The sequence below is a fragment of the Kribbella flavida DSM 17836 genome, from assembly GCF_000024345.1.
Classification (GTDB): Bacteria; Actinomycetota; Actinomycetes; order Propionibacteriales; family Kribbellaceae; genus Kribbella; species Kribbella flavida.
The window spans coordinates 5,393,174-5,416,031 of sequence record NC_013729.1 but is presented as its reverse complement, the minus strand read 5'-3'; the positions used below and the strand labels follow the sequence as shown (position 1 = coordinate 5,416,031).

Genomic DNA, 22,858 nt, shown 5'->3' with positions numbered 1-22,858 from the left:
ACTCAGCTCGGCGAGTAGTGGCCGGGCTCGAGCCGGCCGGTGACGCCGATCCGGGTCCAGGCGTTGATGGTGACGATCAGGCCGATCAGCTGGGCCAGTTCCTTGTCGTCGAACTGCTCGGCCGCGGCGTCGTACACCTCGTCCGGCACGTGGTCGACGCTGACCAGCGTGATCGACTCGGTGAGGGCGAGCGCGGCCCGCTCCTTCGGGGTGAAGAACTTGCCCGCCTCGCGCCAGGTGGCGAGCAGGTGCAGGCGCTGCTCGGACTCGCCCAGGTGCCGGGCGTCGAGGGTGTGCATGTCGAGGCAGTACGCGCAGCCGTTCAGCTGCGAGGCGCGGATCCGGACCAGGTGGGCGAGCAGGGGATCCAGGCCGAGCGCGGACTGGGCGTCCAGCGCGATCATCGCCTGGTAGAACTCCGGGGCCAGCGAGGCCACCTTGACCCTGCGTCGTGTCGTTGTGCTCATGTCCACCACGGTAGGTGGGAACAGGCCCAGGTGTATGGTCCACTTTCATGACGGATCGACGGGCCAATTCGCAGCCTCCGGACGGGTCACGCGCGGGCGCGGACCTGCACCTGGATCTGAGCGGGAGTCGCGGGCGGGCCGACCTGGTGGCGGCGCTGCACGCCTCGATCCGGAGCGGACGGCTGGTGCCCGGGACGCGGCTGCCGTCGTCCAGGACGCTCGCCCAAGACCTCGGCATCGCCCGGAACACCGTGGCCGACGCGTACGGGCAGCTGGTGGCCGAGGGATGGCTGACCGCTCGGCAGGGATCTGGCACGGTGGTGGCGGGGCGTCCCGGCGTTGTCTTGGCGGCGTCCCCACCGGCGCCGATCCACCAGCGGCGGTTCCGCTACGACCTCACACCGGGCTCACCCGACCTCGCTACCTTCCCGCGTGCGGAGTGGCTCGCCGCCGCCCGCAAGGCGCTGACTTCGGCACCCAACGACGCCTTCGGGTACGGCGATCCACGCGGACGGCCGGAGCTGCGGCGGATGCTGGCGGACTACCTGGCCCGGGCCCGCGGCGTCCACGCGGACCCGGAACGCATCCTGATCTGCTCGGGCTACGTCCAGGCCCTCAGCCTGCTCAGCGAGGTACTGCAGCGGCAGGGCGCGACCACGCTGTCGGTCGAGGAGTTCGGCTACAGGCTGCACTGGGACGTGATCAGGTCCCGCGGGTTGACCCCGGTACCGGTCACTGTGGACGAGCACGGCGTCCGCACCGGCCAGCTCACCGGTGAGGCCGCGCTGCTGACTCCGGCGCACCAGATGCCGACCGGTGTCCCGCTCGCGCCGGAGCGGCGGACGGCGGCGATCGAGTGGGCGCGGGAGACCGGTGCGGTGCTGATCGAGGACGACTACGACGGCGAGTTCCGCTACGACCGGCAGACGGTCGGCGCGCTGCAGACCCTCGACCCCGAACGCGTCGTCTACACCGGTACGGCGAGCAAGAGCCTCGCGCCCGGCCTGCGTCTGGCCTGGATGGTGGTGCCCCAGCACCTGATGGAGCCCCTGCTCGCCGCGAAGCGCACAGCGGATCTGCAGACTGCGACGCTCGACCAGTTGGTACTGGCCGAGTACATCGCCTCCGGGCACTACGACCGCCACGTCCGGCGGTCCCGGCTGCACTACCGGCGCCGCCGCGACCGGCTGGTGGAACTGCTCGCCACCCGGGCTCCCGGCGTACGGGTGGCAGGCATCTCCGCCGGTCTGCACGTGCTGCTCGACGTACCGGGTGATGCGCAGGACATGGTGGACCGAGGTGTGCGCCAGGGCCTGCGGCTCATCGCGCTGCACCGCTACCACTTCACTGAGGACTCCGGCCGCCAGGCCCTCGTCGTCGGCTACGGCACTCCACCGGACCACGCCTACTCCGGAGCGCTGGACCTGCTCTGCCAGATCCTCGACGTGTGATCAGGCCGCGTTCTTGACCAGGGCCAGAACCTCGTCGGCACAGCCCCAGCTGAGTGTGACACCGGAACCGCCGTGGCCATAGCAGTGAACGACGGTCTGGTCGCCGACATGCACGCTTTGACACCGCACCGCCGGCCGCGCCGGGCGCAGGCCGACGCGGTGCTTGAGTACCTTGGCGTTGCGCAGGCCGGGAACGAGCGCCGCGGCCCGGTCGAGCATCGCCTGGGCGGTGTCGGCGTCGACGGCCAGGTCCCAGCTGTCCGGCCGGCTCGTGCCGCCGATGACGACGTCGTGCGACCGCGGTACGACGTACGTCAGGTCGTGCGGGTTCTGGTCCGCGAGCAGCCACTCGGTCAGGCCGAACTGCTCGACGGTCAGCACCTGGCCGCGGACCGGCGTCACGGTGGGATCGCCGGCGGTCAGCCGGGCGCCGAGGCCGGCGCAGTTCACCACCACTTCGGCCGAGTTCGGCAGGGCGGACAGCGCGGCTCGGGTCAGCGAGCCACCCGCTGCCTCCAGCCGCTGCACGAGGTACTGCAGGTAGAGCGGCATCTCGACCACCGGCGTGCTGAACGACCAGCCGTCCTGGAAGCCCGCGGGCGGCGCCGCGATTCGCTCGAAGTCAGCAGGTACGTCCGCCCAGAACGGATCCGGCCGCGGGGTGGTCAGGAACTCCCGCCCGCGCCGCATCCGCACCGCCGGCTGGCTCTGCGCCAGCTCGGCGAACTCGGCGTACGACGTGCGCGCCCAGTCGGCGACCCGGTCCTCGGGCGCGGCCAGGTACGGGTACCAGATCGCGGCCGACACCGCCGACGTGGTCTCCAGCGGCAGATCCCGCGCGAACAGCCCGACGTCGTACCCCGCCTCGGCCAGCCGGACGGCACACGTCAGCCCGATCACGCCGGCACCCACCACGATCACGCGCATCCACAGATTGTCACCTGCCCACCACGTTCCCGCCACCTCGCCGCCGGCGTCCGAAGAACCCGGCGCCACCACGCAGGGTGCTTCGGACGTCCAGGTCAGACGCGGACGGCGAGCGAGTACAGCCGAGTGGTCTGGGCGGCGCCGGCGTTGTCGTCGGAGAGCAGGTAGAGCTGGCGGCGGCCGCCGGGCAGCGGGTTGCCGAGGGCAAGTGCCTCCACGTTGTCCAGCAGCGGGTTCGGCTGCGGCTGCTTGGCGACGGCGCCGGACGGCGGGCAGTTCACCAGGTCGAAGAGCAGCTTCTTCTGCAGGAAGACGTGGGCGGGTGCGTCGGCGAGCGACTCGCGGGCGGTGACGTCGGTGGCGTGCCGCAGCGAGACAGTGAACACGCGGATCGTGTTGCCGACGCCCGCGACGAACGTGCGCTCCATCGCAAGCAGCTGGTCGCGGTCGACGACGGCCAGCTCGACCAGCGACAGGCCGGGATCGGTCTTGTAGGCGAGCTGCTCGACCGGACGGTACGCGTGGCCCGACAGACCGGCGTACCGGATGATGCGGTTGCGGCCGCTGCCGGCGGAGTCGGTGCCGTCCGGGGCCAGCGGGCCCTCCATGCCGGCGAACAGCGAGCGCCCGTCCCGGCTGACGGCCAGCGACTCGAAGGTCGCGTTGGCCGACGCCTGCCCGGCCGGTGCCACCTGGAAGCGGGCGGGCACCGGCAGCGACGCGGTCTGCCGGCCGTCGGACAACCGGAACCGGCGGATCGACGGCTCGCGCTCCGACGCGGCCAGGATGGTCCGGTCGCCCTTCTCGACGACCAGGCCCTCACCGTCGAAGTCGGCGCCCGTGTACGGCGTACCGTCGGTGCGGCGCAGGACCGTCATGCCGGCGACGGAAACCGTCGGCTTGCTGGTGATGCGCAGGTCGAAGACCCGGGCCGGACTCGTCTCGACGTTGTCGACGAGCGCGACGGCGTGGCCAGGGCGGGTCACGTCGAGCGCGGACAGGCCGGCCACCTTCTGACCGGCGTACGTGGTCTTGTCCAGGCTGTCGCTGAAGCCGAGGAACTGGGCGTTCGGCGAGCAGTTCCCGCCTGGTCCGCCGCCGTGGCCGGCAGGTACGGCCGCGGCAGCGGACGGGACGGCGGTCAGCGAAGTGGTCAGCGCGGCGACGGTGAGGGTCGCCGCGAGTGGTCCCTGCCAGCGCATGGGTGTCCTTCCGGTTCGAGGTCGACCCATCGAAACCTACGCCACCCAACAGCAGGTGAACCGCCGACGGCCGGCCCTACTCGACGGTGACCGACTTCGCCAGGTTGCGCGGCTTGTCGACGTCGTGGCCGAGGGCGACCGAGGCGTGGTACGCGAGCAGCTGCAGCGGGATCGTGAGCAGGATCGGGTCCAGCTCCGGCTCGTTCTTCGGGACCTCGATCACCGCGGCCACGCCGTCAGGGATCTCGACGCCCGGGTGCGTGACGACGTACAGCGGGCCGGACCGGGCGGCGATCTCGTGCAGCGCGCCGATGTTGCGGTCCAGCAACTCGTCGTCGGGCACGATCGCCACCGTCGGCACGTCCGGCGAGATCAGCGCCAGCGGGCCGTGCTTGAGCTCGGAGGTCTGGTACGCCTCGGCGTGCCGGTAGGAGATCTCCTTGAGCTTCTGCGCGCCTTCCCGGGCCACCGGGTAGCCGCGGGTCCGGCCGACGAAGAACAGGCTCTCGTGCCGGGACAGCCGGCCGGCGATCTCGGCCAGCTCCTGCTCGGTGTCGACGATCGCCTGGATCTGTGCCGGGATCTTCTTCAGGCCCTCGATCAGCCGGCGGCCGTCGGCGGGCGAGACGTCGCGGATCCGGCCCAGGTGGATGCCGAGCATCGCGAACCCGACGGCCATGTTGGTCAGCGCCTTGGTCGAGGCGACCGAGACCTCCGGGCCGGCGTGCAGGTAGACGCCGCCGTCCACCTCCCGGGCGATGCTGGAGCCGACGGCGTTCACCAGGCCGATCACCCGGCCGCCCTTGCGCTTCAGCTCCTGGACGGCCACCAGCGTGTCCAGGGTCTCGCCGGACTGGCTGACCGCGACGTACAGGGTGTCGCGCTCGACCACCGGGTTGCGGTACCGGAACTCCGACGCGGGCTCGGCGTCGGCGGGGATCCGGGCCACCTCCTCGATGAACTGGGCGCCGAGCTGGCCGGCGTAGTACGCCGAACCGCAGCCGAGGATCTTCACCCGCTTGATCTCGCGGGCCTCCCGGGCGTCCATGTTCAGGCCGCCCAGGTGAACGGCGTGGAAGCGCTCGTCGAGCCGGCCGCGAATCACCCGCTGGACGGCCTCCGGCTGCTCGTGGATCTCCTTGACCATGAAGTGCTCGTGGGCGCCGCGCTCGAACTCCTCGGCGTCCCACTCGACCGTCTTCTCGGTCTTGGTGGTGGTTCGGGAGTCCTGGGTGAAGGTGCGGTAGCCGTCGGCGCGCACGGTGGCCAGCTCGCCGTCGTCGAGGTAGACGACCTGACGGGTGTAGCGGATCAGCGCGGCCGCGTCGGAGGCGACGTGCATCTCGCCGTCGCCGACGCCGAGGATCAGCGGGCTGCCGTTGCGGGCGACCACGATCCGGTCGGGGAAGTCCAGGTCGATCACGGCGATGCCGTAGGTGCCCTCGATCCGGCGCAGCGCGGCCAGCACCTTGTCCTCGAGCGTGTCGCCCTCGGCCTGCTCGATCAGGTGCGCGAGCACCTCGGTGTCGGTGTCGGAGCGCAGCTTGACGCCGGCGTCCTCCAGCTGGGCGCGCAGCACGCCGGCGTTGTCGAAGATGCCGTTGTGCACGACCGCGATCCGCTGGTCGGCGCTCACGTGCGGGTGTGCGTTGTCCTTGCTCGGGCCGCCGTGGGTGGCCCACCGGGTGTGCCCGATGCCGAGCTTGCCGCCGAACCGCTTCGGCAGCGAGGCCTCCAGCTCACGGACCCGGCCGGCGTCCTTGTGCACCTTCAGCTCGCTGGAGCCGACCACCGCGACGCCGGCGGAGTCGTAGCCGCGGTACTCCAGCCGGGCCAGGCCGTCCACCAGGATGGGGGCGGCCGGCTTGGTGCCGACGTACCCGACGATTCCGCACATGGGGTTGGTTCCTCTCGCTTGGTCAGCCGTAGACGATGCGCCGCAGCTGACGGGCAGACAGTTCGGGGGAGCGGACCGGCCAGTGCCGCAGCTCGGCGCTCAGCCGGGCGAAGATCTCCTCGTTGCGCGCGCCGTAGGTCTGCAGCTCGCGGTGGCGGCGCCGGACGTACTGCTCGGTGGTCTCGGTGAAGTACGCGAGCACGTCGGCGACCACCCGCCGGGCGTCCTCGGTGGTCAGGCCGGTGGTCCGGCTGACCTGGTCGACCAGCTCGTCGCTGGGCCCCGTCACCTCACTCATCACCCGACAACTCTGCCGGGTGAGGCGGCGCAACACCAAGAATCTGCCTGAAATCGGGCAGATTCAGCTGTTAGTTCAGATTTTCACTGCCGAAGCAGGTCAGAAGAGTCGGAGAACGTCCGACTCCATGCCGCGCAGGGCGTCGTAGTCGACGGTGACGCACTCCAGGCCGCGGTCGGCGGCCAGGAACTGGGCCTGCGGCTTGATCAGCTGCGCAGCGAAAACCCCGCGGACCGGGGCGAGCAGCGGGTCGCGGTTCAGCAGTTCGACGTAGCGGGTCAGCTGCTCGACGCCGTCGATCTCGCCGCGGCGCTTGATCTCGACCGCGACGTGCTTGCCGTCGGCGTCGCGGCAGAGCAGGTCGACCGGCCCGATCGCGGTCGGGTACTCCCGGCGGACCAGGGTCCAGCCCTCGCCGAAGGTGGTGACGTGCTCGGCCAGCAGTTCCTGCAGGTGCGCCTCGACGCCGTCCTTGATCAGCCCGGGGTCCAGGCCCAGCTCGTACGACGTGTCGCTGACGACTTCCTCGAAGGTGATCCGCAGTTCCTCACCGGCCTTGTTGGTGACGCTCCAGACGCCCTCTTCCTCGGTCAGCTTGCACGGCGGCGACATCCAGTTCAGCGGCTTGTACGACCCGCCGTCGGCGTGGATCAGCACCGACCCGTCCGCCTTCACCATCAGCAGCCGCGGCGCCATCGGGAGATGGGCGGTCAGCCGGCCGGAGTAGTCCACTGAGCAACGAGCAATCACCAGGCGCACGAGGAGACACCGTAGTCCAGATTCCTGGTGGGTGCATGGAGGGTGCGCTCGGGATTCCGGTTGGGTTCATGGTGGCGGCGGGTGCGTGATGGGAGCCTGAAGGCACGACGACTGAGGGGGAGTGCCCGATGAATCTGATGTGTCCCGCGCGGCTGGTGCTGTTGCCGCTGGGTGGAGCGACCTGGGCTGACCAACTGACCGGTGAGCGGGTCTCCGTCGTGTACGCCGGGGCCGAGGTCGGCGGAGCGGCGGAGCTGGCGGAGCGGCTCGGGGCGATGCTGAGCGTGCTGCCGGACGCCGTCCGGGACCTGCAGGCGATCGCCGATCTGCACCGCGGGGAGACCGTGGTCGTCGTCGGGCCGGAGGTGGGTGTCGACTTGCCTGCGGTCGTCGAGCACACCGGCGACGACTGGAGCGTCGTCTCCTCGCTCGACGCGAACACGGTGACCCTGGCTGCCTACGAGCAACGCGCCGAGTCTTTCGCGTCCACGATCCCGCGTGCTCCGAACGAGAACCTGATCCGCCTGGTCGACGAGGCGCTGCCCGCGGGCGGTGACGTGCTGGAGCTGGGGAGCGGGACCGGCCGCGACGCCGCCGAGCTGGAACGCCGCGGCCACCGGGTACGGCGTACCGACGCCACGCTCGCTTTCCTGGAGATGATGCGCGCCGACGGGTTCTCGGCCGACCGGCTCAACGCGCTCACCGACGACTACGGCGGCCCGTACGACGTGGTTTTCGCCGACGCGGTCTTCCTGCACTTCACCCCCGACCAGCTGTCGACGGTGCTCACCAAGTGCGCCAAGGCCGCTCCATTGCTCGCCTTCAGCACCCGCGAGGGGGACGGCGTCGAGTGGTCCGACCGCTCCCTCGAGCTGCCACGCCACTTCAGGTGCTGGCAGGAGGAACCCCTGCGCGTCTTGCTGGCGCAGACCGGCTGGCAGGTGCTGCAGGTGCGCCGAGGTCAGACCCGCTCCGGTGGCTGGCTCCATGTCCTCGCCGAGGTGGTCGACGCGTGACCGGCGCAGTCGCTCGGCCGCCAGTTGCCGGTGTGCGGCGGATCTCGGGGGGCGCGGGTGTGAGGTTGCCCTCGGTGGTGACTCACCTCATGGGCAGACCACCTGGTGACTGGCACACTTCGAGCCATGGCGCGTGAACTGACAACGGTGGGTGTGGTCGGGCTCGGCACGATGGGGGCCGGCATCGCGGAGGTGTTCGCCCGGCACGGGCTGACCGTGGTCGGGGTGGAGCGGGACGAGCAGGCGGTCGAGCGCGGCCGCGGGCACATCCAGCACTCGACCGACCGGGCGGTGAAGCGAGGCAAGCTGTCCGTGGAGGACCAGCAGGCCCTGTTCGACCGGGTCACGTTCGCCACCGAGCTGGAAGCGCTGGCCGGCTGCGACCTGGTCATCGAGGCGGTGATCGAGCGGCTCGAGCTGAAGCGCGAGATCTTCTCCGCGCTGGACAAGGTGGTCCGCGAGGACGCGATCCTGGCGACCAACACCTCGTCGCTGTCGGTCACCGAGATCTCGGTCGCCACCGAGCGCCCGCGCCGCGTCGTCGGTATGCACTTCTTCAACCCGGCGCCGGTGCAGGAGTTCGTCGAGGTGATCAAGACCGTCGTCACCGAGCCGGACGTGGTCGAGGACGTGCTCGCGCTGGCGCGCCGGCTCGACAAGGTCCCGGTGGTGGCCGCCGACCGGGCCGGGTTCATCGCCAACGCGCTGCTGTTCGGCTACCTGAACCACGCCGTCTCGATGGTCGAGTCGCGGTACGCCACCCGCGAGGACGTGGACGCGGCGATGCGGCTGGGCTGCGGCTACCCGATGGGCCCGCTGGCGCTGCTCGACCTGATCGGCCTCGACACGGCGTACGAGATTCTCGACACGATGTACAAGCAGGGCCGCAACCGGCTGCACGCGCCGGCGCCGATCCTCAAGCAGATGGTCACCGCCGGGCTGCTCGGCCGGAAGACCGGGCGCGGCTTCTACACCTACGAGGCGCCCGACTCCCCGGTCGTGGTCGACGACGACCTGACCCCGAAGCCCGCCGACGACCAGGCCCCGGTGCGGCCGGTCAAGCAGGTCGGCGTGGTCGGCTCCGGCACGATGGCCGTCGGCATCATCGAGGTCTGCGCCAAGGCCGGCTACGACGTGCTGTACGTCGCCCGCGGCACCGAGAAGGTCGACCGGGTCCGGGCGGCGCTCGAGCGGTCGCTGGAGAAGGGGGTCCAGCGCGGCAAGCTGTCGTCGGAGGAGCGCGACGCGGCGCTCGCCCGGATCATCGGCACCGCCAAGCTCGACGACCTGGCGACCGCCGACCTGGTGGTCGAGGCCGTGGTCGAGGAGCTGAGCGTCAAGCAGGCGCTGTTCGAGACCTTCGACGAGATCTGCAAGCCGGGCGCGATCCTGGCCACCACGACCTCCAGCCTGCCGGTGATCGACCTGGCGATGGCGACCAAGCGGCCGGCCGACGTGGTCGGGCTGCACTTCTTCAACCCGGCCCCGGTGATGAAGCTGGTCGAGGTGGTCAGCACGGTCAGCACCGCGCCGGAGGTCGCCGACGCCGTCGCCGCCCTGGCCGTTGCCGCCGGCAAGCACCCGGTGCGCTGCGGCGACCGGGCCGGCTTCATCGTCAACGCGCTGCTCTTCCCGTACCTGAACGACGCGGTCCGGATGCTCGAGGCGCACTACGCCGGCGTCGACGACATCGACGCCGCGATGAAGCTCGGCTGCCGACTGCCGATGGGACCGTTCGAGCTGCTCGACGTGGTCGGCCTGGACGTCTCGCTCGCCATCCAGCGCACCCTCTACCTGGAGTTCCGCGAGCCCGGCTTCGCCCCGGCACCGCTGCTGGAGCATCTCGTCACCGCGGGCTACCTCGGCCGCAAGACCGGCCGCGGCTTCCGCGACTACACCTCCTGACCCCCTCGGGCGACAACCACCCGTTCGACCGAGGCGGCCGCTCCGACTGACAGCCTCGTCGCCGGCCTACCAACGACAGCCGCCACAGCAAGGGCCCCAGGGACCGCCGTGGGCGGAGCCGCCATACCAGGGGCGCCGCAGGGGGAGCCGCCGTACCAGGGGCGGCCGAGGGGTAGCTGCCGTACCAGGGGCGGCCGAGGGGTAGCTGCCGTACCAGGGGCGGCCGAGGGGTAGCTGCCGTACCAGGGGCGGCCGAGGGGTAGCTGCCGTACCAGGGACCGCCTAGGGGGAGCCGCCGTATCAGGGGCCGTAGCCCGACTAGCCGGAACTGCCGCCGTCACCGGCCTCGGTGACGGCGGGGCATCGTGCCGGTGGACGGTGCGTCGCTGTCACCCGAGCAACGCCTGGAGCTGCGGAAGTCGGGCGAAGAGGTCGGGCAGGCCGCGCAGGCCGCCGCGGACGGACGCGTGCGACAGCGCGAGGTCGGGGCCGGTGGTCGCCTCGACCTCGGCGAGGCAGCGGAGAATGTTCCACCGCGTGAATCCCAGCCAGCCGCCGATCATGAACACGAACCAGCTCGGCCCCGGCGGTGGCAGCACTCCGCCTCCTGCGACATAGCCGTCAAGGACCGCGCGGAAGACGGCAGGCTCGATGGCGTCGAAGCCAGGTCCTTTCGCGAGGCTCAGGGCGGTCGAGCCGAGCTCACCCGCCAGGTCGAGCATGCCCGAGAGCTCCCAGTCGAGCACCACCGGGCGGCCGCCTCGAGCGAGCAGATTCCACGGTTGGATGTCCCGATGGGTCAGCACGACCGGCCCCGGCCGTTCGCAGGTGTCGACGAAGTGGGTGATCGCGAGCAACGTCTCGACGTGGGCGCCCAGTTCGCCGGCCCACGGCTGTCCGGTCGCCGCCGCCCGCTCGGCGAGTTCGGGCCAGTCCCTTGGCGCCGGGTCCTCGATCAACCCGTGCTTCCACTCGACATCGAGCGCGTGGAGGCGCGCGAGGATCTCCCCGACCTCGAACGCGTACGCCGCCGGCACCGGCTCTTCGGGCACCTTCTCGCCCTCGACCCACCGGTGAACGAGCAACTGCCGGCTGGCCCAGATCGGCTCCGGCATCGGTAGGCCCGCAGCAAAGGCCGCCCGCTCGAACCGGAACACGTCCTCGACAGGGTAGGTCCCGCGACGGTCGACGAGGTTCAACTCCTTCACCGCGAACGACCCCTGGTCCGTGTCGAGCCGGTACAACCGGTTGGCGAACCCGCCGTGCACCCGAACCATCGGCCCGGCCGGCACACCAAGCTGCGCCAGTTCGGAGAGAACGTCCTCGTTCGCGATCACCCCACGAATCTAGAGCCGGCAGTTCGCCCGACGCACCGGCATTTCTTGCACCACCAAGGCCGTCGAGCTCACCACCGCCGAGATCCCGAACGGCGGGTACGGTTGTCAGCCGGGACGCCTGCCCTGCCGGCGCACACGAACTCAAAGCCGGTGCCTGCGCCTCGTGCTGATAGCAGGCCCGGCCGCTGCTGCGGGTAATGGAGGTGCGGAGCTTCCGGGCGGCGCCTACTCTCCGCGGTGTGGAAGGACGAATGCCGCCGACGCCCCGGTCGCTGGAGAAGGACGCTGAGGGTCAGTGGGTTCGCCGCTGGTCCGGCGCGGACTGGTTCGCGGCCGTCGACGTCTGGGTGCGGACGGAGCTGGCCGGGGCGGCAATCGCCGTCACCGGTGGTCCGGTGCCGTACAAGGTCCGCTTCTGGGCGACGGTGTGGTGCTACCCCACCGATCACGGGTTGTTCTGGTTCAAGGAGAACAACCCGGGTCAGGCGTTCGAGGCCGCGCTGGTGGGGGTGATGGCGCGGGAACTCCCGCAGCACGTGATCGCCCCGCTCGCTGTCGAGCCGGTCCGCGGCTGGATGCTGACTGCCGACCAAGGGCTGACGCTCGACGAGCAGCTCGCCGGCGCCGACGTGGACCCGTTGCCGTTGTGGCGCAGGCTCGTCACCGAGTACGCCGAACTGCAGCGCGACACGATCCCGGCCGGGCCGGCGTTGCTGGCGAGCGGGCTGACCGCGGCTGAGCCGGAAGGGCTGGGGGAGACGGTGCACGGCATCGCCGACTGGTTCGATGCGCTCGCCGCCGACCACCCGCTGGCGGTCGGATCGCTCGACGACGTACGGCGGGCGGCGGACAACCTGTCGAGCTGGACCGCCAAGCTGTCCGGGGCGATTCCGCTGGCGCTCGATCAGAACGACCTGCACGCCCGCAACGTCTTCAGTGCGAGCCCGTCCGCGCCGTTCCGCTTCTTCGACTTCGGTGACGCGCTGTGGGGCCATCCGTTCGTCACGTTGTCCTGTGTGCAGTCCGCACTGGTCGACCCGGACGACCCGGGCTCGTGGACCGAGGACGATGCACGCCTGCAGGAGGTCAAGGACGCCTACCTCACGCAGTGGACAGACCTGGCGCCACTCGACCTACTCCGTGCCGAGCTCGATGTCGCCCAGCCGCTGCACGTCGTCCACCGACTGATCTCCTGGCACCGACTCCTCGTCCACGCCGACGAGACCGAGGCCGCCGCCTGGTCCCTCTCACCACACCACTGGCTCGCCGAAGTCGCCCGCCTCTTCGCCCCCACCTGACCCCAGGTGTCCGGACGGCAACGGGCTGACCTGATCTGCGTGTCAGACTCCGGGGCGTGTCCAGTCAGTCGCTGCGGTCGGAAGTCGGGCGGGGCCTGGCGGCGGTCTTCTTCCCGCTCATCCTCGTGGTGACCGGGCTCGGGTTGATCCTGATGCCGGAGGTTGTCGGCGCGGACTGGCCGGGGTGGTCCTCGGCCATGGTGCTGGTTGTCCTGCTGGCGTTGCCGGCGGCCTTCGTCCTGGCCGGAGTCTCGGCGGGATCCAGCAAACTCGCCCGGTGGGCAGCCGTCATCGCGATCTGCGCCTGTGCGGCCCGGACGGTGTGGAGTCTGTACGACGCGGGGGAGCGGGCCGTGTTCGCGGCCATCGCGCTGACGCCGTTGCTGGTCCTGCTGGTGCTCGCTGTGCTGTGGGTGGGGTATTCGTGGCCGAGAGCAATCACCGTTGAGCTGGCTGAAGTCGCTCGGATCAACGGCTGGCAGATCTCCCGCGAGCTGCCGCGGGACTTGCTGCGGCTGCCCCCGGCCGGCTCCGCCCGTGCCGAGCTGCCGAGTGGGTTCCGGTCGGATGGCCGGCCACTGCCACAGTCTTCGGCGGGATGGCTGCCGGGACACCCCCTGCCATTGCCGGTGGGGCGGAACTGGGTCGTGCGGAACGTCGTACGGGCCGATGCGGGGCTTGCGTTCGAGGTGCGGTGGTTGGAGTGGCATGGGGTGGTCTGCCGGCGTCGGCGGCTCGCGGTGTTCGTCGGGCGGCAGCTGGAGCGGGAGTTGCCGGCGTTGGAGGTACGACCGGGCAGTGGGCTGACGCGGTCGGATCTGCTGCTGGAGAGTGCTGAGTTCAACCGGTCGTTCGACGTGTTCGCCGAGGACGCGCGGTACGTGACGGCGATGCTGCAGCCGCGCGTCATGCAGGCGTTGCTGGACGGGCGCCCGATCGGGCTCGCGGTCGATCGTGACGCGCTCGTCGCTTATCAGTACGGACCCCTGGACGCAGAGACGCTGGCCCGCGGGCTGGCGACGATCGGCCGCCTCAACGAGCTGGTCCCGAGGCACGTCTACGACCAGTGGGGAACGAGACCCGCGCCTGCGCCCGCCACGCAACTCCGGTTCGCCGGCCCGGGCTGGAGCTACTCGATGGGCAGCTGGATGCTGCGACTGGTCGCTTTGTCGACCGGCCTGCTCGGCTTGACGCTCGCCACCTGCCTGGCCGGCGCGGCCGCCGAGGCCCACGCGAACGGCACAGCCTTCACCCCATCCAGATCACTCGGCTCGCTGCTGATCGCCGTCGCCGTGCTGGCCGCCACCGCCACCCTCTGCGCCCTCACCTCCAAACCCAACCCCACCCACCCCTGACGCCGAAAACCACCGCTGGCTTGATCGGTCACCACTGAGCCCGCACACCGCGTCAGCCGTGACCTCAAGCGCTATCGGCGCCGGCCGCCGCCCAGCCCCAGTCCGCTCAGGGCTCCGCCGTGGCGTAGTCGCCGCAGGGGCCGCCGCCGACAGCCGCCGGAATGGACGTCGTTCGCCGGTCCGGCCGGACCAGCGGGTCGTAGAAGGCGGCGATCTCGGTGCTTGCTTCCGGCACGTAGTGGAAGATCAGCGAACGCCGGAAGCGGTTCACGGAGGTGTTCGGGCGCGAGCCGTGCACCACGCTGCCGTGGAAGAACAGGACGTCACCGGCCGACATTCGGGTCTGCACCTTCTGCATCCCGGCCGGAACCGGCACCTCGACCGCGGTGAACGACTCGCTCAGATCGGCCGGCTCGGGGCAGACCAGCTCGGTCCGATGGGAACCCGGCACGACCGCCAGCCCGCCGTTCTCCGCGTCCACGTCGTCGACCGCGATCCAGGCAGCCAAGCAGGTCTCCGGATCAGCCCGCAGGAACGTGTTGTCCTGGTGCAGCGCCTGCCCGCGGGCACCCGGCGGCTTGAAGTAGAACATCGACTGGGCGCCCAGCGCCGGTCCGATCAACGCGGAGACGACATCGAGGATCCGGCTGTCGAACATCAGCTCCAGCGACAGTCGTCCGGCCTCTACGTCGGTCCGGCGATGCGGGTGCACGAACCGCGGATAGCGGGCCAGCGGGTCGTCGGACGGCACGCCGTCGTCGATCGCCAGCGAGTGGTCCACCGCCACCTGCGCCATGAAAGCGGACGTGATCTGCTCGATCTCCGCGGGGCTGATCAGTCCCGGCACCTGCACGATGCCGTCCCGCTGGTAGATCTCGGCCAATGTGCTCGTCATGCTTCGAGTGTGACCGCCGACGCCGCCGGAGTGGATAGCCTATTGAGCTGTGAACCTTCGAGATTCTGCTAGAGAAGAAGCGATCACCCCGGAGGTACGCCGGTTGCAGGCCGGCGAGCTCGACGAGGGACCCGGCTACACGACGTACCGAGCGCGTGGCACCACGGATTGGTTGCTGTTCCTCACCCTCGGCGGCCGCGGCCGCTTCGGCACTTTCGCCGGAGACGTGTACGCCGGGCCCAGCACGGCCACTCTGGTCCGACCGGGGACGCTGCAGGACTACGGCGTCGAGGCTGAACTGCTGCGCTGGCACTTCCGCTACGCCCACTTCCACCCCAAGCCCGACTGGCTGCCGCTGCTCGACTGGCCCGAGGCTGCGCCGGGCATCCTGCAGCTTCACCTCAGCGAGGACGCCGCCCAGCGCATCGCCGACAACTTGGCCGCGGCAGTCCGCCACCAGTCCAGCGTGCTGTCCCAGGGCGAGCTGCTCAGTCTGAACGCCCTGGAAGCCGCCCTGCTCTGGGCCGATACCCAGAACCCCAAGGCCACTCCGATCGACGACCGCCTGCTGCGCGTGATCGAGCTGATCGACCGCGACCTGAAGGCCGACCTCGACGTCGCCCGGCTGGCTCGCGCGGCCAACCTGTCGCCGTCGCGGTTCGCGCACCTGTTCCGCGAGCAGCTCGGCGTCACGCCTCAGCAGTTCGTCGAGCGTCGCCGGATCGAGGCCGCCCGCCGGCTGCTCGAGCTGACCACCCGCCCGATCAGCTCCGTCGCCGCCGAGGCCGGTTTCCCCGACCCGCTCTACTTCTCCACCCGCTTCCGCCGCCACACCGGCATCAGCCCCACGGCGTACCGGCGGGACGAAAAGGCGAGACCTGGCGACTGATGTCCGTGCCGGGCTCTACGCTGCTGCCATGAATCCTCGTACTGCCGTGGCGGTGCTGGCCACGATCGTCGCTGTCGGTCTGAGCGCGTGCGCGCCGGAGGACGAGCCCACCGGGTCCTCCACCCCGTCCGGACCCGATGCCTGCAGCAAGGAGAAGCTGGCGCTCAAGGTGCCGGGCACGTTCACGGTCGGCACCGACAAGCCGGCGTACGCGCCCTGGTTCGTCGACGACGACCCGAGCAACGGCAAGGGTTACGAGTCGGCGGTCACCTACGCGGTCGCCGAGCACCTCGGCTTCGCCGCGAGCGAGGTGAAGTGGCAGACGGTGCAGTTCAACGCCGCGTTCGCGCCGGGGCCGAAGAAGTTCGACCTCGACGTGAACCAGATCTCGATCTCGGAGGACCGGCGCAAGGCGGTCGACTTCTCCTCCGGGTACTACGACGTGCGGCAGACGGTGATCACCACGGCCGGCAGCAAGATCGCGAACGCCAAGAAGGTCGCCGAGCTGGCCGACGCCAAGCTCGGCGCCCAGGTCGGCACGACCAGCTACACGATGCTGCGCGACCAGATCAAGCCGAAGCAGACCCCGGCCGTGTTCGACACCAACGACCTCGCGGTGCAGGCGCTGAAGAACAAGCAGATCGACGGCATCGTGGTCGACCTGCCGACCGGGTTCTACATGACCGCGGCGCAGCTCGACAACGGCAAGATCGTCGGGCAGCTGCCGGCCGGCGGGCAGGCCGAGCAGTTCGGGTTCGTGCTGGAGAAGGGGTCGCCGCTGACCCCGTGCGTCTCGCAGGCCGTCGACGCGCTGAAGGCCGACGGCACGCTGGCGAAGCTGCAGCAGCAGTACCTGACCGCGGAAGGCGCCCCGGAGCTGTCGTGAGCACCTGTTCTGTGCCGCCCGACGCCACGGCGTGTCCCGGGTCCGGCGTGACGGGCGCCTCGTGAGCGACTGGCAGCCGTCGGCCCTGCAGCAGGAACGGCTGGCGTACCGGCGCCGGCGGACGGTGCGCTCCGGCGTGATCGCCGGCGTCAGCACGCTCGTCCTGGTCGCGCTGCTCGTGGTCGGGATCGGCTCGACGCCGGGCTGGCCGCGGGTCCGGGAGACGTTCTTCAACGTCGATCGCGGCTGGGAGGCGCTGCCGGTCGTCGCCCAAGGGCTCTGGCTCAACATCCGGGTGATGCTGGTGTGCGCGGTGCTGATCGTGGTGCTCGGGCTGACGCTGGCGATCCTGCGCACGCTGCGTGGCCCGATCTTCTTCCCGCTGCGGATCTTCGCCGCGGCGTACACGGACGTCTTTCGCGGACTGCCGCTGCTGCTGGTGATCTTCCTGCTCGGCTTCGGCGTCCCGGCGCTGCAGCTGCGCGGCCTGCCGAACCAGGCGGTGATCTGGGGTGGCGTGGCGCTCGTGCTCACCTACTCGTCGTACGTCGCCGAGGTGTTCCGCGCCGGGATCGAGTCCATCCACCCGTCGCAGCGCGCGGCGGCGCGATCGCTCGGGCTGTCGCACCGGCAGACGCTGCGCTTCGTCGTCCTGCCGCAGGCGGTCCGGCGCGTGCTGCCCCCGCTGCTGAACGACTTCGTCTCGCTGCAGAAGGACTCCGGCCTGATCGCCGTGCTCGGCGTGATCGACGCGATCCGCGCCGCGCAGCTGGAGACGGCCGAGGACTTCAACTTCACCCCGTACGTCGTGGCGGGAATGCTGTTCGTCGCGCTGACCATCCCGCTGACGCGGTTGACCGACTGGGTCGCCCGCCGGCAGGGCTGGTACGGCGGAGGAGGTGGTCCGGTGTGAGCCTGTTGTCGATCCGCGGCGTGCGCAAGGCGTACGGCGCGAACGTGGTGCTCGACGGCTTCGACCTGGACGTCGAGGCCGGCGAGTGTGTCGTGCTGATCGGCGCGTCCGGCTCGGGCAAGTCGACGCTGCTGCGTTGCGTGAACCTGCTGGAGACCGTGGACGACGGCGTGATCGAGCTCGACGGCGCCGACATCACCGACCCCCGGGTGAACGCCGACCGGATCCGGTCCGGCATCGGCATCGTGTTCCAGTCGTACAACCTGTTCCCGCACCTGTCCGTGCTCGACAACGTGACGCTGGCGCCGATCCGGGTGCACGGCGTCCGCCGGGACGTCGCGCGGGCGCGGGGACTGGAGATGCTCGACCGCGTCGGCCTGGCCGACAAGGCGAAGGCGCGGCCGGACGAGCTGTCGGGCGGTCAGCAGCAGCGGGCGGCGATCGCCCGCGCGTTGGTGAACTCGCCGAAGCTGATGCTGCTCGACGAGGTCACCTCGGCGCTCGACCCCGAGCTCGTCGGCGAGGTGCTGGACCTGCTGCGCGCGCTGAAGTCCGAGGGCATCACGATGCTGATCTGCACCCACGAGATGAGCTTCGCCCGCGACGTCGCCGACCAGGTCTGCTTCCTGGACGCCGGCCGCCCGCTCGAGATCGGCCCACCGTCCCAGGTCCTCGGCGAACCCCGCGAACCCCGCACCCAGGAGTTCCTCCGCCGGATCATCAGCGCCGGCCGCCTCTGAGCTCAGCCGCTGTGCCACCAGCCGGACGCGAACTTCTGCCCCGGGGCGGCTTCCAGGAAGCTGACGTCCTCGTGCCGTAGCGGAGGCGCAGTGGGGTGGCGCAGTGCGTGCAGGCGTTGAAGGGCCATCACCTTGCCGTCCCCGCGGCGGTAGGGGCCACTGTGCTGGGTCATTTGCGCGGCGTGCTGGCGGTAGAGCCAGAGCACCGAAGGGTCGTTGTAGCCGGCGCAGTACTCGGAGAGTGCGACGAACAAGGTGTTGTCCTCGTGGCCGGGGCCGGTGCCCCAGCCGCCGACTGCGCGCAGTGCTTGGGTACGGACCATCAGGCCGGCGAACTGGATCGGCCACACCCCGCCGTGCTCGACCGCCCAGTCGTTGACGACACCTGGTTCGAGGACCCCGGCGGGCAACGCCGACTCGTACGCTCGCCGGCTGCCGTCGGGCAGCAGGTCGTCGGCCTGTCCCGCGGCCCAAACGATCCGCGGGACGTCGAAATGGCCGATCAGCTGGGCCAGGGCCCCCGGCAGCAGGACGTCGTCCTGATCGAGCACGCCGGTCAGCTCACCGGTGGCCCGCGTCAGTGCGATGTTCCTGGTCAGCGCGGGACCGTACTGCCCGTTGTTCGCCTCGAAGCTGACCGCCGGTACGCCGTCGAAGTGACGCCGCAGTCTCGGATCGGTGCCGTCCTCCTGCACGAGCCACTCCACCGACCAGTCGGCCGGCAACTTCTGCTCGGTGACCTGCGCGATGGTTTCGGCCAGGAAATCGGCGCCCAGCGGATGGACTGCGGTGATCAAGCTCAGGGTCGGCACGGCCGCCCAGTCTCTCCATCGAAAGGTTCACCCGCGAGCTGCAGCGGCGACGACGGACGTAGTACGTCGCGCTGTGCTCAGCCCAGGGGGTTGAGCTCCTGGAAGTCGGCCTCGTCCATCACGCGCCGGACGCCGATCGGCTGCTGCGAAGGGACACCACCGGGGCCGGGGACCGCGGAGACGAGGGCGGCGATCTCGATGGCGCGTTCCTCCGACTCCACGTCGATCACCTGGAAGCCGGCCAGCAGCTCCTTCGACTCCAGGAACGGCCCGTCCGTGACGACCGGCGCGGAGATCCCGTCCGACGTCACCGACTTCGCCAGCTCAGGCCCGGTCAGCGACTCGCCGCCGACCAGCTCCCCGGACTGCCGCAGCTCGTCGTTGAGCCGGATGTAGTAGTCCATGTGCGCCTTCACGTCCTCCGGCGACCACTCGTCCATCGGGGTCTCGATCACGCCACTGTTGTAATCCACGATCAGCAGGAACTTCGTCATCACAGTCTCCATCCGTTCGAAACACCCGAAGTGTTGCTCTCACCCGGGAGACGAGGCCGGCGGGACGTCCTCGACATCCACCGCCGAACTTTTTTCAGCGGGACGACAGGTAGGTGAGCACGGCCATCACTCGGCGGTTGTCGTCCTCGGAGGGTGGCAGGTCGAGCTTGGCGAAGATGTTGTTGGTGTGCTTGCTGACCGCCTTCTCGGTGACGAAGAGGGCGGCGGCGATGGCGGCGTTGGATCGGCCTTCGGCCATCAGACCGAGCACCTCGGCCTCGCGGGGAGTCAGGCGGCTGATGGGGGAGTCGCGGGTGCTGCGGGCGAGCAGTTGGGTGATCACGTCGGGGTCCATCGCGGTGCCGCCGGCGGCGACGCGGCGGACCGAGTCGAGGAAGTCGGCGACGTTCGAGACCCGGTCCTTGAGCAGGTAGCCGAGCGCGCCCCCACCACCGGTGAGCAGTTCCCGGGCGTACAGCTGCTCGACGTACTGGGAGAGCACCAGGATCGGCAGGCCGGGGACCTGGCGGCGGGCCTCGATCGCGGCCTTCAGGCCCTCGTCGGTGAAGGTCGGGGGCAGCCGGACGTCGACGACGGCCACGTCCGGCCGGTGCTCGACGAGCGCCGGGACCAGCCGGGGACCGTTGTCGACGGCTTCCACCACCTGGAAGTCGTGGGCTTCCAGCAGCCGGATCAGGCCGTCCCGGAGGAGGGCGTGATCTTCAGCGATGACGACTCGCAAGGCAACTCCATGATCACGGTGGTCGGCCCGCCGGTCGGGCTGACCACGGTCAACGTACCGTCGAAGGCGGCCAGTCGCCGCTGGATCCCGTACAGACCGCCGCCGGGTGTCACGGTCGCGCCGCCGACCCCGTCGTCGCCGACCAGGAGGTGCAGCCGCTCCTGCTCGTGGGTGACCTGGATCCAGGCGGTCGTCGCGGCCGAGTACTTGACCGCGTTGGCCAGCGCCTCGGCGACCGCGAAGTACGCGGCCGACTCGACCGGCGCCGGCGGCCGCCCCGGTACGTCGTACGTGACGTCGACCTTGAACGGCAGGGTCAGTGCGAGCGCGTTGATCGCTCCGTCCAGTCCCCGGTCGGCCAGCACCGGCGGGTGGATGCCGCGGACCAGGTCACGCAGTTCCGACAGCGCCGTACTGGCGGACAGCCGGGCCTCGGTGAGCAGCGCGGCGGCCTGCTCGGGGTCACGGGCCACCATCTCCTCGGCCATCCCGAGGCTCATGCTGAGCGCGGCCAGCCGGGCCTGCGCCCCGTCGTGCAGGTCCCGCTCGATCCGGCGCAGCTCGGCCGCCTGGGTGTCGACGGTCTCGGCGCGGGACTCGGCAAGCTCCCGCACCCGGATGGCCAGTTTCGCGCTCTCGGTCGGGCCGAGCAGCGACTTCGCCAGCGTCGCGTTCGCCCGCAGCAGCCGCTCACCGGACGCCGACCAGATCAGGAACGCGACCAGCCCCAGCGGCACCATCGCGAACGCGGTGAGCGGGTTCAGCTGGAACAGCCCGCCGAACGGCCGGTCGAACACGCCGTCCGGGGTCACCCACACCAGGAACGGGTAGATCAGGTAGAAGACCGACGCGAGGAACAGGACCGCCGACACCAGGTTCAGCGTGAAGCCGAGCACGGCGTTCACCAGCAGCCAGGCGATGTCGCGCCAGGTGGCAGGGTCGGCCAGCGTGGTCCGCAGCCACATCAGCACGCCGGGCATCGGCGGCTTGCGGTACGGCCGCTGGATCGGCGTTCCGAGGAACGCCGACAGCATCGTGCGGTGGCAGTTCGCGAACCAGCGCACGCAGGGCACGAAGACCAGCAGCAGCGGGATGCCGACCCAGACCGCGATCAGCGGGACGGCGACCACGTTCAGCACGAAGAACGCGATCCCGATCTCGGCGAGAACGGCCAGCCCGAGCGCGACGAAGGGCTGCGCGAGCCGCGGGAACCGCAGCGGCGGCGCCTGGCCGGTGGTCTGGACGGTCGTCATCGTGTGTCTCCCGGGTGGTGCGGCCGGTCCGTGGCGGTCCGGTCCGTGCGCGGCCGACGGCCTCGCAATCACCATGATGACCGAGCGCCGGGTCCGACTCAGTGGTGCTAGGCCCACCTCCGGCCGGGTGCTGGGTCCCACTCGATCCAGGGGTTATCACTCATGCGTCCGGGCACCGGAGCCAACAGAGTTGATGACATACGCTGGCCGTGGCTGTTCGCCTAGGCCTCCCCCCACACGAGATGAGGTCCAAATGGCTCAGCCCGTTGCGCTTGCCCCCACTCCGCGGACGAAACGCGGCAGCGACTTCGCCCCGCTGCTCCGGCAGGTCAAGCAGGCCGGCCTGCTGGAACGCCGGACCGCGTCGTACGTGATCGCGATCGGCGTGAACATCGCCCTGATCGCCGCGACCTGGGCGGGCATCGTGCTGCTGGGCAACTCGTGGCTGCAACTGCTGCTCGCGGTGCCGCTGGCCGTGCTGACCACTCGCGCGGCGTTTTTCGGGCACGACGCGGGTCACCAGCAGATCGGCAGCTCGCGCAAGGTGCACGACCTGATCGGGCTGCTGCACGGCAACCTGCTCTGCGGCATGAGCTACGGCTGGTGGAACGACAAGCACAACCGGCACCACGCGAACCCGAACCACACCGACAAGGACCCGGACGTCGGCGAGGGCGTCCTGGTCTGGACGCTGGAGCAGGCCGAGGGCCGGACCGGCCTGTACGGCTGGCTGAGCCGGCACCAGGCGAAGATCTTCTTCCCGCTGCTCACCCTCGAGGGCATCAACCTGAAGGTGTCGAGCGCACTGTTCCTGGTCGGCCGTCGCCGCCGGCACGACGCCCGCGTCGAGCTGCTGCTGATGGCCGCGCACCTGGCGCTGTACTTCACCGCGCTGTTCCTGATCATGTCGCCGGGCAAGGCGATCGCCTTCGCCGCGCTGCATCACGCGCTGTTCGGGCTGCACCTGGGCAGCGTGTTCGCGCCCAACCACAAGGGCATGGAGATGCCCGACGACGACAGCGACTGGGGTCACCTGGAGAAGCAGGTGCTGACCTCGCGCAACGTCAACGGCAGCCTGGTCACCGACTGGATGATGGGCGGCCTGAACTACCAGATCGAGCACCACCTGTTCCCGAGCATGCCGCGGGCCAACCTGCGCTTCGCCCAGCCGATGGTGCAGGCCTACTGCGCCCAGATCGGGATGCCGTACCTGAGCACCGGGCTGGTCGAGTCGTACCGGATGGGACTGGGGCACCTGCACGAGGTCGGCAGCGAGCTGCGCGCCGACCAGGCGAAGGAGAAAAATTCCGCGAGCTGAGGCG

General features: G+C 70.4%; 22 protein-coding genes. 10 read left to right on the top strand and 12 right to left on the bottom strand.

Features of this window, described 5'->3' with window-relative positions; genetic code table 11:
- Positions 1-2 precede the first annotated feature (2 nt).
- Positions 3-467, bottom strand: coding sequence for a carboxymuconolactone decarboxylase family protein (locus KFLA_RS24865; RefSeq protein WP_012922587.1), 465 nt, complete (start codon positions 465-467; stop codon positions 3-5).
- A gap of 47 nt (positions 468-514) precedes the next feature.
- Between KFLA_RS24865 and pdxR the strand changes: the two genes are divergently transcribed.
- Positions 515-1,918, top strand: a complete 1,404-nt coding sequence (gene pdxR, locus KFLA_RS24860; RefSeq protein ID WP_012922586.1) for a MocR-like pyridoxine biosynthesis transcription factor PdxR — start codon at positions 515-517, stop codon at positions 1,916-1,918.
- On the opposite strand, the gene KFLA_RS24855 is transcribed toward pdxR, so the two are convergent.
- The 5 genes from KFLA_RS24855 to nucS form a co-directional block, all read right to left on the bottom strand.
- Positions 1,919-2,845, bottom strand: a complete 927-nt coding sequence (locus tag KFLA_RS24855) for an FAD-dependent oxidoreductase (RefSeq protein ID WP_012922585.1) — start codon at positions 2,843-2,845, stop codon at positions 1,919-1,921.
- Between the two features lie 95 nt (positions 2,846-2,940).
- Positions 2,941-4,047, bottom strand: coding sequence for an esterase-like activity of phytase family protein (locus KFLA_RS24850; RefSeq protein WP_012922584.1), 1,107 nt, complete (start codon positions 4,045-4,047; stop codon positions 2,941-2,943).
- A gap of 76 nt (positions 4,048-4,123) precedes the next feature.
- The gene (gene glmS, locus KFLA_RS24845; RefSeq protein ID WP_012922583.1) at positions 4,124-5,944 is read right to left on the bottom strand and encodes a glutamine--fructose-6-phosphate transaminase (isomerizing); all 1,821 of its coding nucleotides are present in this window, start codon (positions 5,942-5,944) and stop codon (positions 4,124-4,126) included.
- Between the two features lie 22 nt (positions 5,945-5,966).
- Positions 5,967-6,242, bottom strand: a complete 276-nt coding sequence (locus KFLA_RS24840; RefSeq protein ID WP_012922582.1) for a hypothetical protein — start codon at positions 6,240-6,242, stop codon at positions 5,967-5,969.
- A 99-nt stretch (positions 6,243-6,341) separates the two neighbouring features.
- Positions 6,342-7,001, bottom strand: coding sequence for an endonuclease NucS (nucS, locus tag KFLA_RS24835; protein ID WP_012922581.1), 660 nt, complete (start codon positions 6,999-7,001; stop codon positions 6,342-6,344).
- A 128-nt stretch (positions 7,002-7,129) separates the two neighbouring features.
- Here nucS and KFLA_RS24830 point away from each other — a divergent pair, with 128 nt between their 5' ends.
- Positions 7,130-8,017, top strand: coding sequence for a class I SAM-dependent methyltransferase (locus KFLA_RS24830; protein WP_012922580.1), 888 nt, complete (start codon positions 7,130-7,132; stop codon positions 8,015-8,017).
- Between the two features lie 126 nt (positions 8,018-8,143).
- Positions 8,144-9,922 carry a 3-hydroxyacyl-CoA dehydrogenase family protein gene (locus tag KFLA_RS24825; RefSeq protein ID WP_012922579.1) on the top strand — a complete coding sequence of 593 codons (1,779 nt, stop codon included), beginning with the start codon at positions 8,144-8,146 and terminating at the stop codon, positions 9,920-9,922.
- Between the two features lie 389 nt (positions 9,923-10,311).
- Here KFLA_RS24825 and KFLA_RS24820 read toward each other — a convergent pair whose 3' ends face one another.
- Positions 10,312-11,259 carry a phosphotransferase gene (locus KFLA_RS24820; RefSeq protein ID WP_012922578.1) on the bottom strand — a complete coding sequence of 316 codons (948 nt, stop codon included), beginning with the start codon at positions 11,257-11,259 and terminating at the stop codon, positions 10,312-10,314.
- Positions 11,260-11,498: 239 nt separating this feature from the next.
- Between KFLA_RS24820 and KFLA_RS35920 the strand changes: the two genes are divergently transcribed.
- A complete protein-coding gene (locus tag KFLA_RS35920) occupies positions 11,499-12,557 on the top strand; it encodes an aminoglycoside phosphotransferase/kinase family protein (RefSeq protein ID WP_148256730.1) in 1,059 nt (352 codons plus the stop codon).
- A gap of 56 nt (positions 12,558-12,613) precedes the next feature.
- Complete coding sequence (locus tag KFLA_RS24810) at positions 12,614-13,912, top strand: hypothetical protein (protein ID WP_012922576.1); 1,299 nt, start codon at positions 12,614-12,616, stop codon at positions 13,910-13,912.
- 106 nt (positions 13,913-14,018) lie between these two features.
- Here KFLA_RS24810 and KFLA_RS24805 read toward each other — a convergent pair whose 3' ends face one another.
- On the bottom strand, positions 14,019-14,807 hold the full coding sequence (locus KFLA_RS24805) for a phytanoyl-CoA dioxygenase family protein (RefSeq protein ID WP_012922575.1): 789 nt from the start codon (positions 14,805-14,807) through the stop codon (positions 14,019-14,021).
- Between the two features lie 103 nt (positions 14,808-14,910).
- On the opposite strand from KFLA_RS24805, the gene KFLA_RS24800 reads away from it, so the two are divergent.
- The 4 genes from KFLA_RS24800 (at position 14,911) to KFLA_RS24785 (ending at position 18,235) form a co-directional block, all read left to right on the top strand.
- Complete coding sequence (locus KFLA_RS24800) at positions 14,911-15,696, top strand: helix-turn-helix domain-containing protein (RefSeq protein ID WP_012922574.1); 786 nt, start codon at positions 14,911-14,913, stop codon at positions 15,694-15,696.
- A 28-nt stretch (positions 15,697-15,724) separates the two neighbouring features.
- Positions 15,725-16,582 (top strand): ABC transporter substrate-binding protein, encoded by an 858-nt coding sequence (locus KFLA_RS24795; RefSeq protein ID WP_012922573.1) that lies wholly within the window; start codon positions 15,725-15,727, stop codon positions 16,580-16,582.
- A 61-nt stretch (positions 16,583-16,643) separates the two neighbouring features.
- The gene (locus KFLA_RS24790) at positions 16,644-17,495 is read left to right on the top strand and encodes an amino acid ABC transporter permease (protein ID WP_041289469.1); all 852 of its coding nucleotides are present in this window, start codon (positions 16,644-16,646) and stop codon (positions 17,493-17,495) included.
- Positions 17,492-18,235 carry an amino acid ABC transporter ATP-binding protein gene (locus tag KFLA_RS24785; RefSeq protein WP_012922571.1) on the top strand — a complete coding sequence of 248 codons (744 nt, stop codon included), beginning with the start codon at positions 17,492-17,494 and terminating at the stop codon, positions 18,233-18,235. Before KFLA_RS24790 ends, KFLA_RS24785 begins: the two co-directional genes overlap by 4 nt.
- A gap of 2 nt (positions 18,236-18,237) precedes the next feature.
- Here KFLA_RS24785 and KFLA_RS24780 read toward each other — a convergent pair whose 3' ends face one another.
- The 4 genes from KFLA_RS24780 to KFLA_RS24765 all read right to left on the bottom strand — a co-directional run bounded on the left by KFLA_RS24780 (position 18,238) and on the right by KFLA_RS24765 (position 21,536).
- A complete protein-coding gene (locus KFLA_RS24780; RefSeq protein ID WP_012922570.1) occupies positions 18,238-19,047 on the bottom strand; it encodes a glycosyltransferase family 2 protein in 810 nt (269 codons plus the stop codon).
- A gap of 77 nt (positions 19,048-19,124) precedes the next feature.
- Complete coding sequence (locus tag KFLA_RS24775) at positions 19,125-19,541, bottom strand: YciI family protein (protein WP_012922569.1); 417 nt, start codon at positions 19,539-19,541, stop codon at positions 19,125-19,127.
- 94 nt (positions 19,542-19,635) lie between these two features.
- A complete protein-coding gene (locus KFLA_RS24770; RefSeq protein ID WP_012922568.1) occupies positions 19,636-20,283 on the bottom strand; it encodes a response regulator in 648 nt (215 codons plus the stop codon).
- Entirely contained in the window at positions 20,235-21,536 is a 1,302-nt protein-coding gene (locus KFLA_RS24765) for a sensor histidine kinase (protein ID WP_012922567.1), read from the bottom strand. The genes KFLA_RS24770 and KFLA_RS24765 overlap by 49 nt, the downstream gene beginning before the upstream one ends.
- Positions 21,537-21,789: 253 nt before the next feature.
- On the opposite strand from KFLA_RS24765, the gene KFLA_RS24760 reads away from it, so the two are divergent.
- The gene (locus KFLA_RS24760) at positions 21,790-22,854 is read left to right on the top strand and encodes a fatty acid desaturase family protein (protein ID WP_012922566.1); all 1,065 of its coding nucleotides are present in this window, start codon (positions 21,790-21,792) and stop codon (positions 22,852-22,854) included.
- Positions 22,855-22,858: the final 4 nt, after the last annotated feature.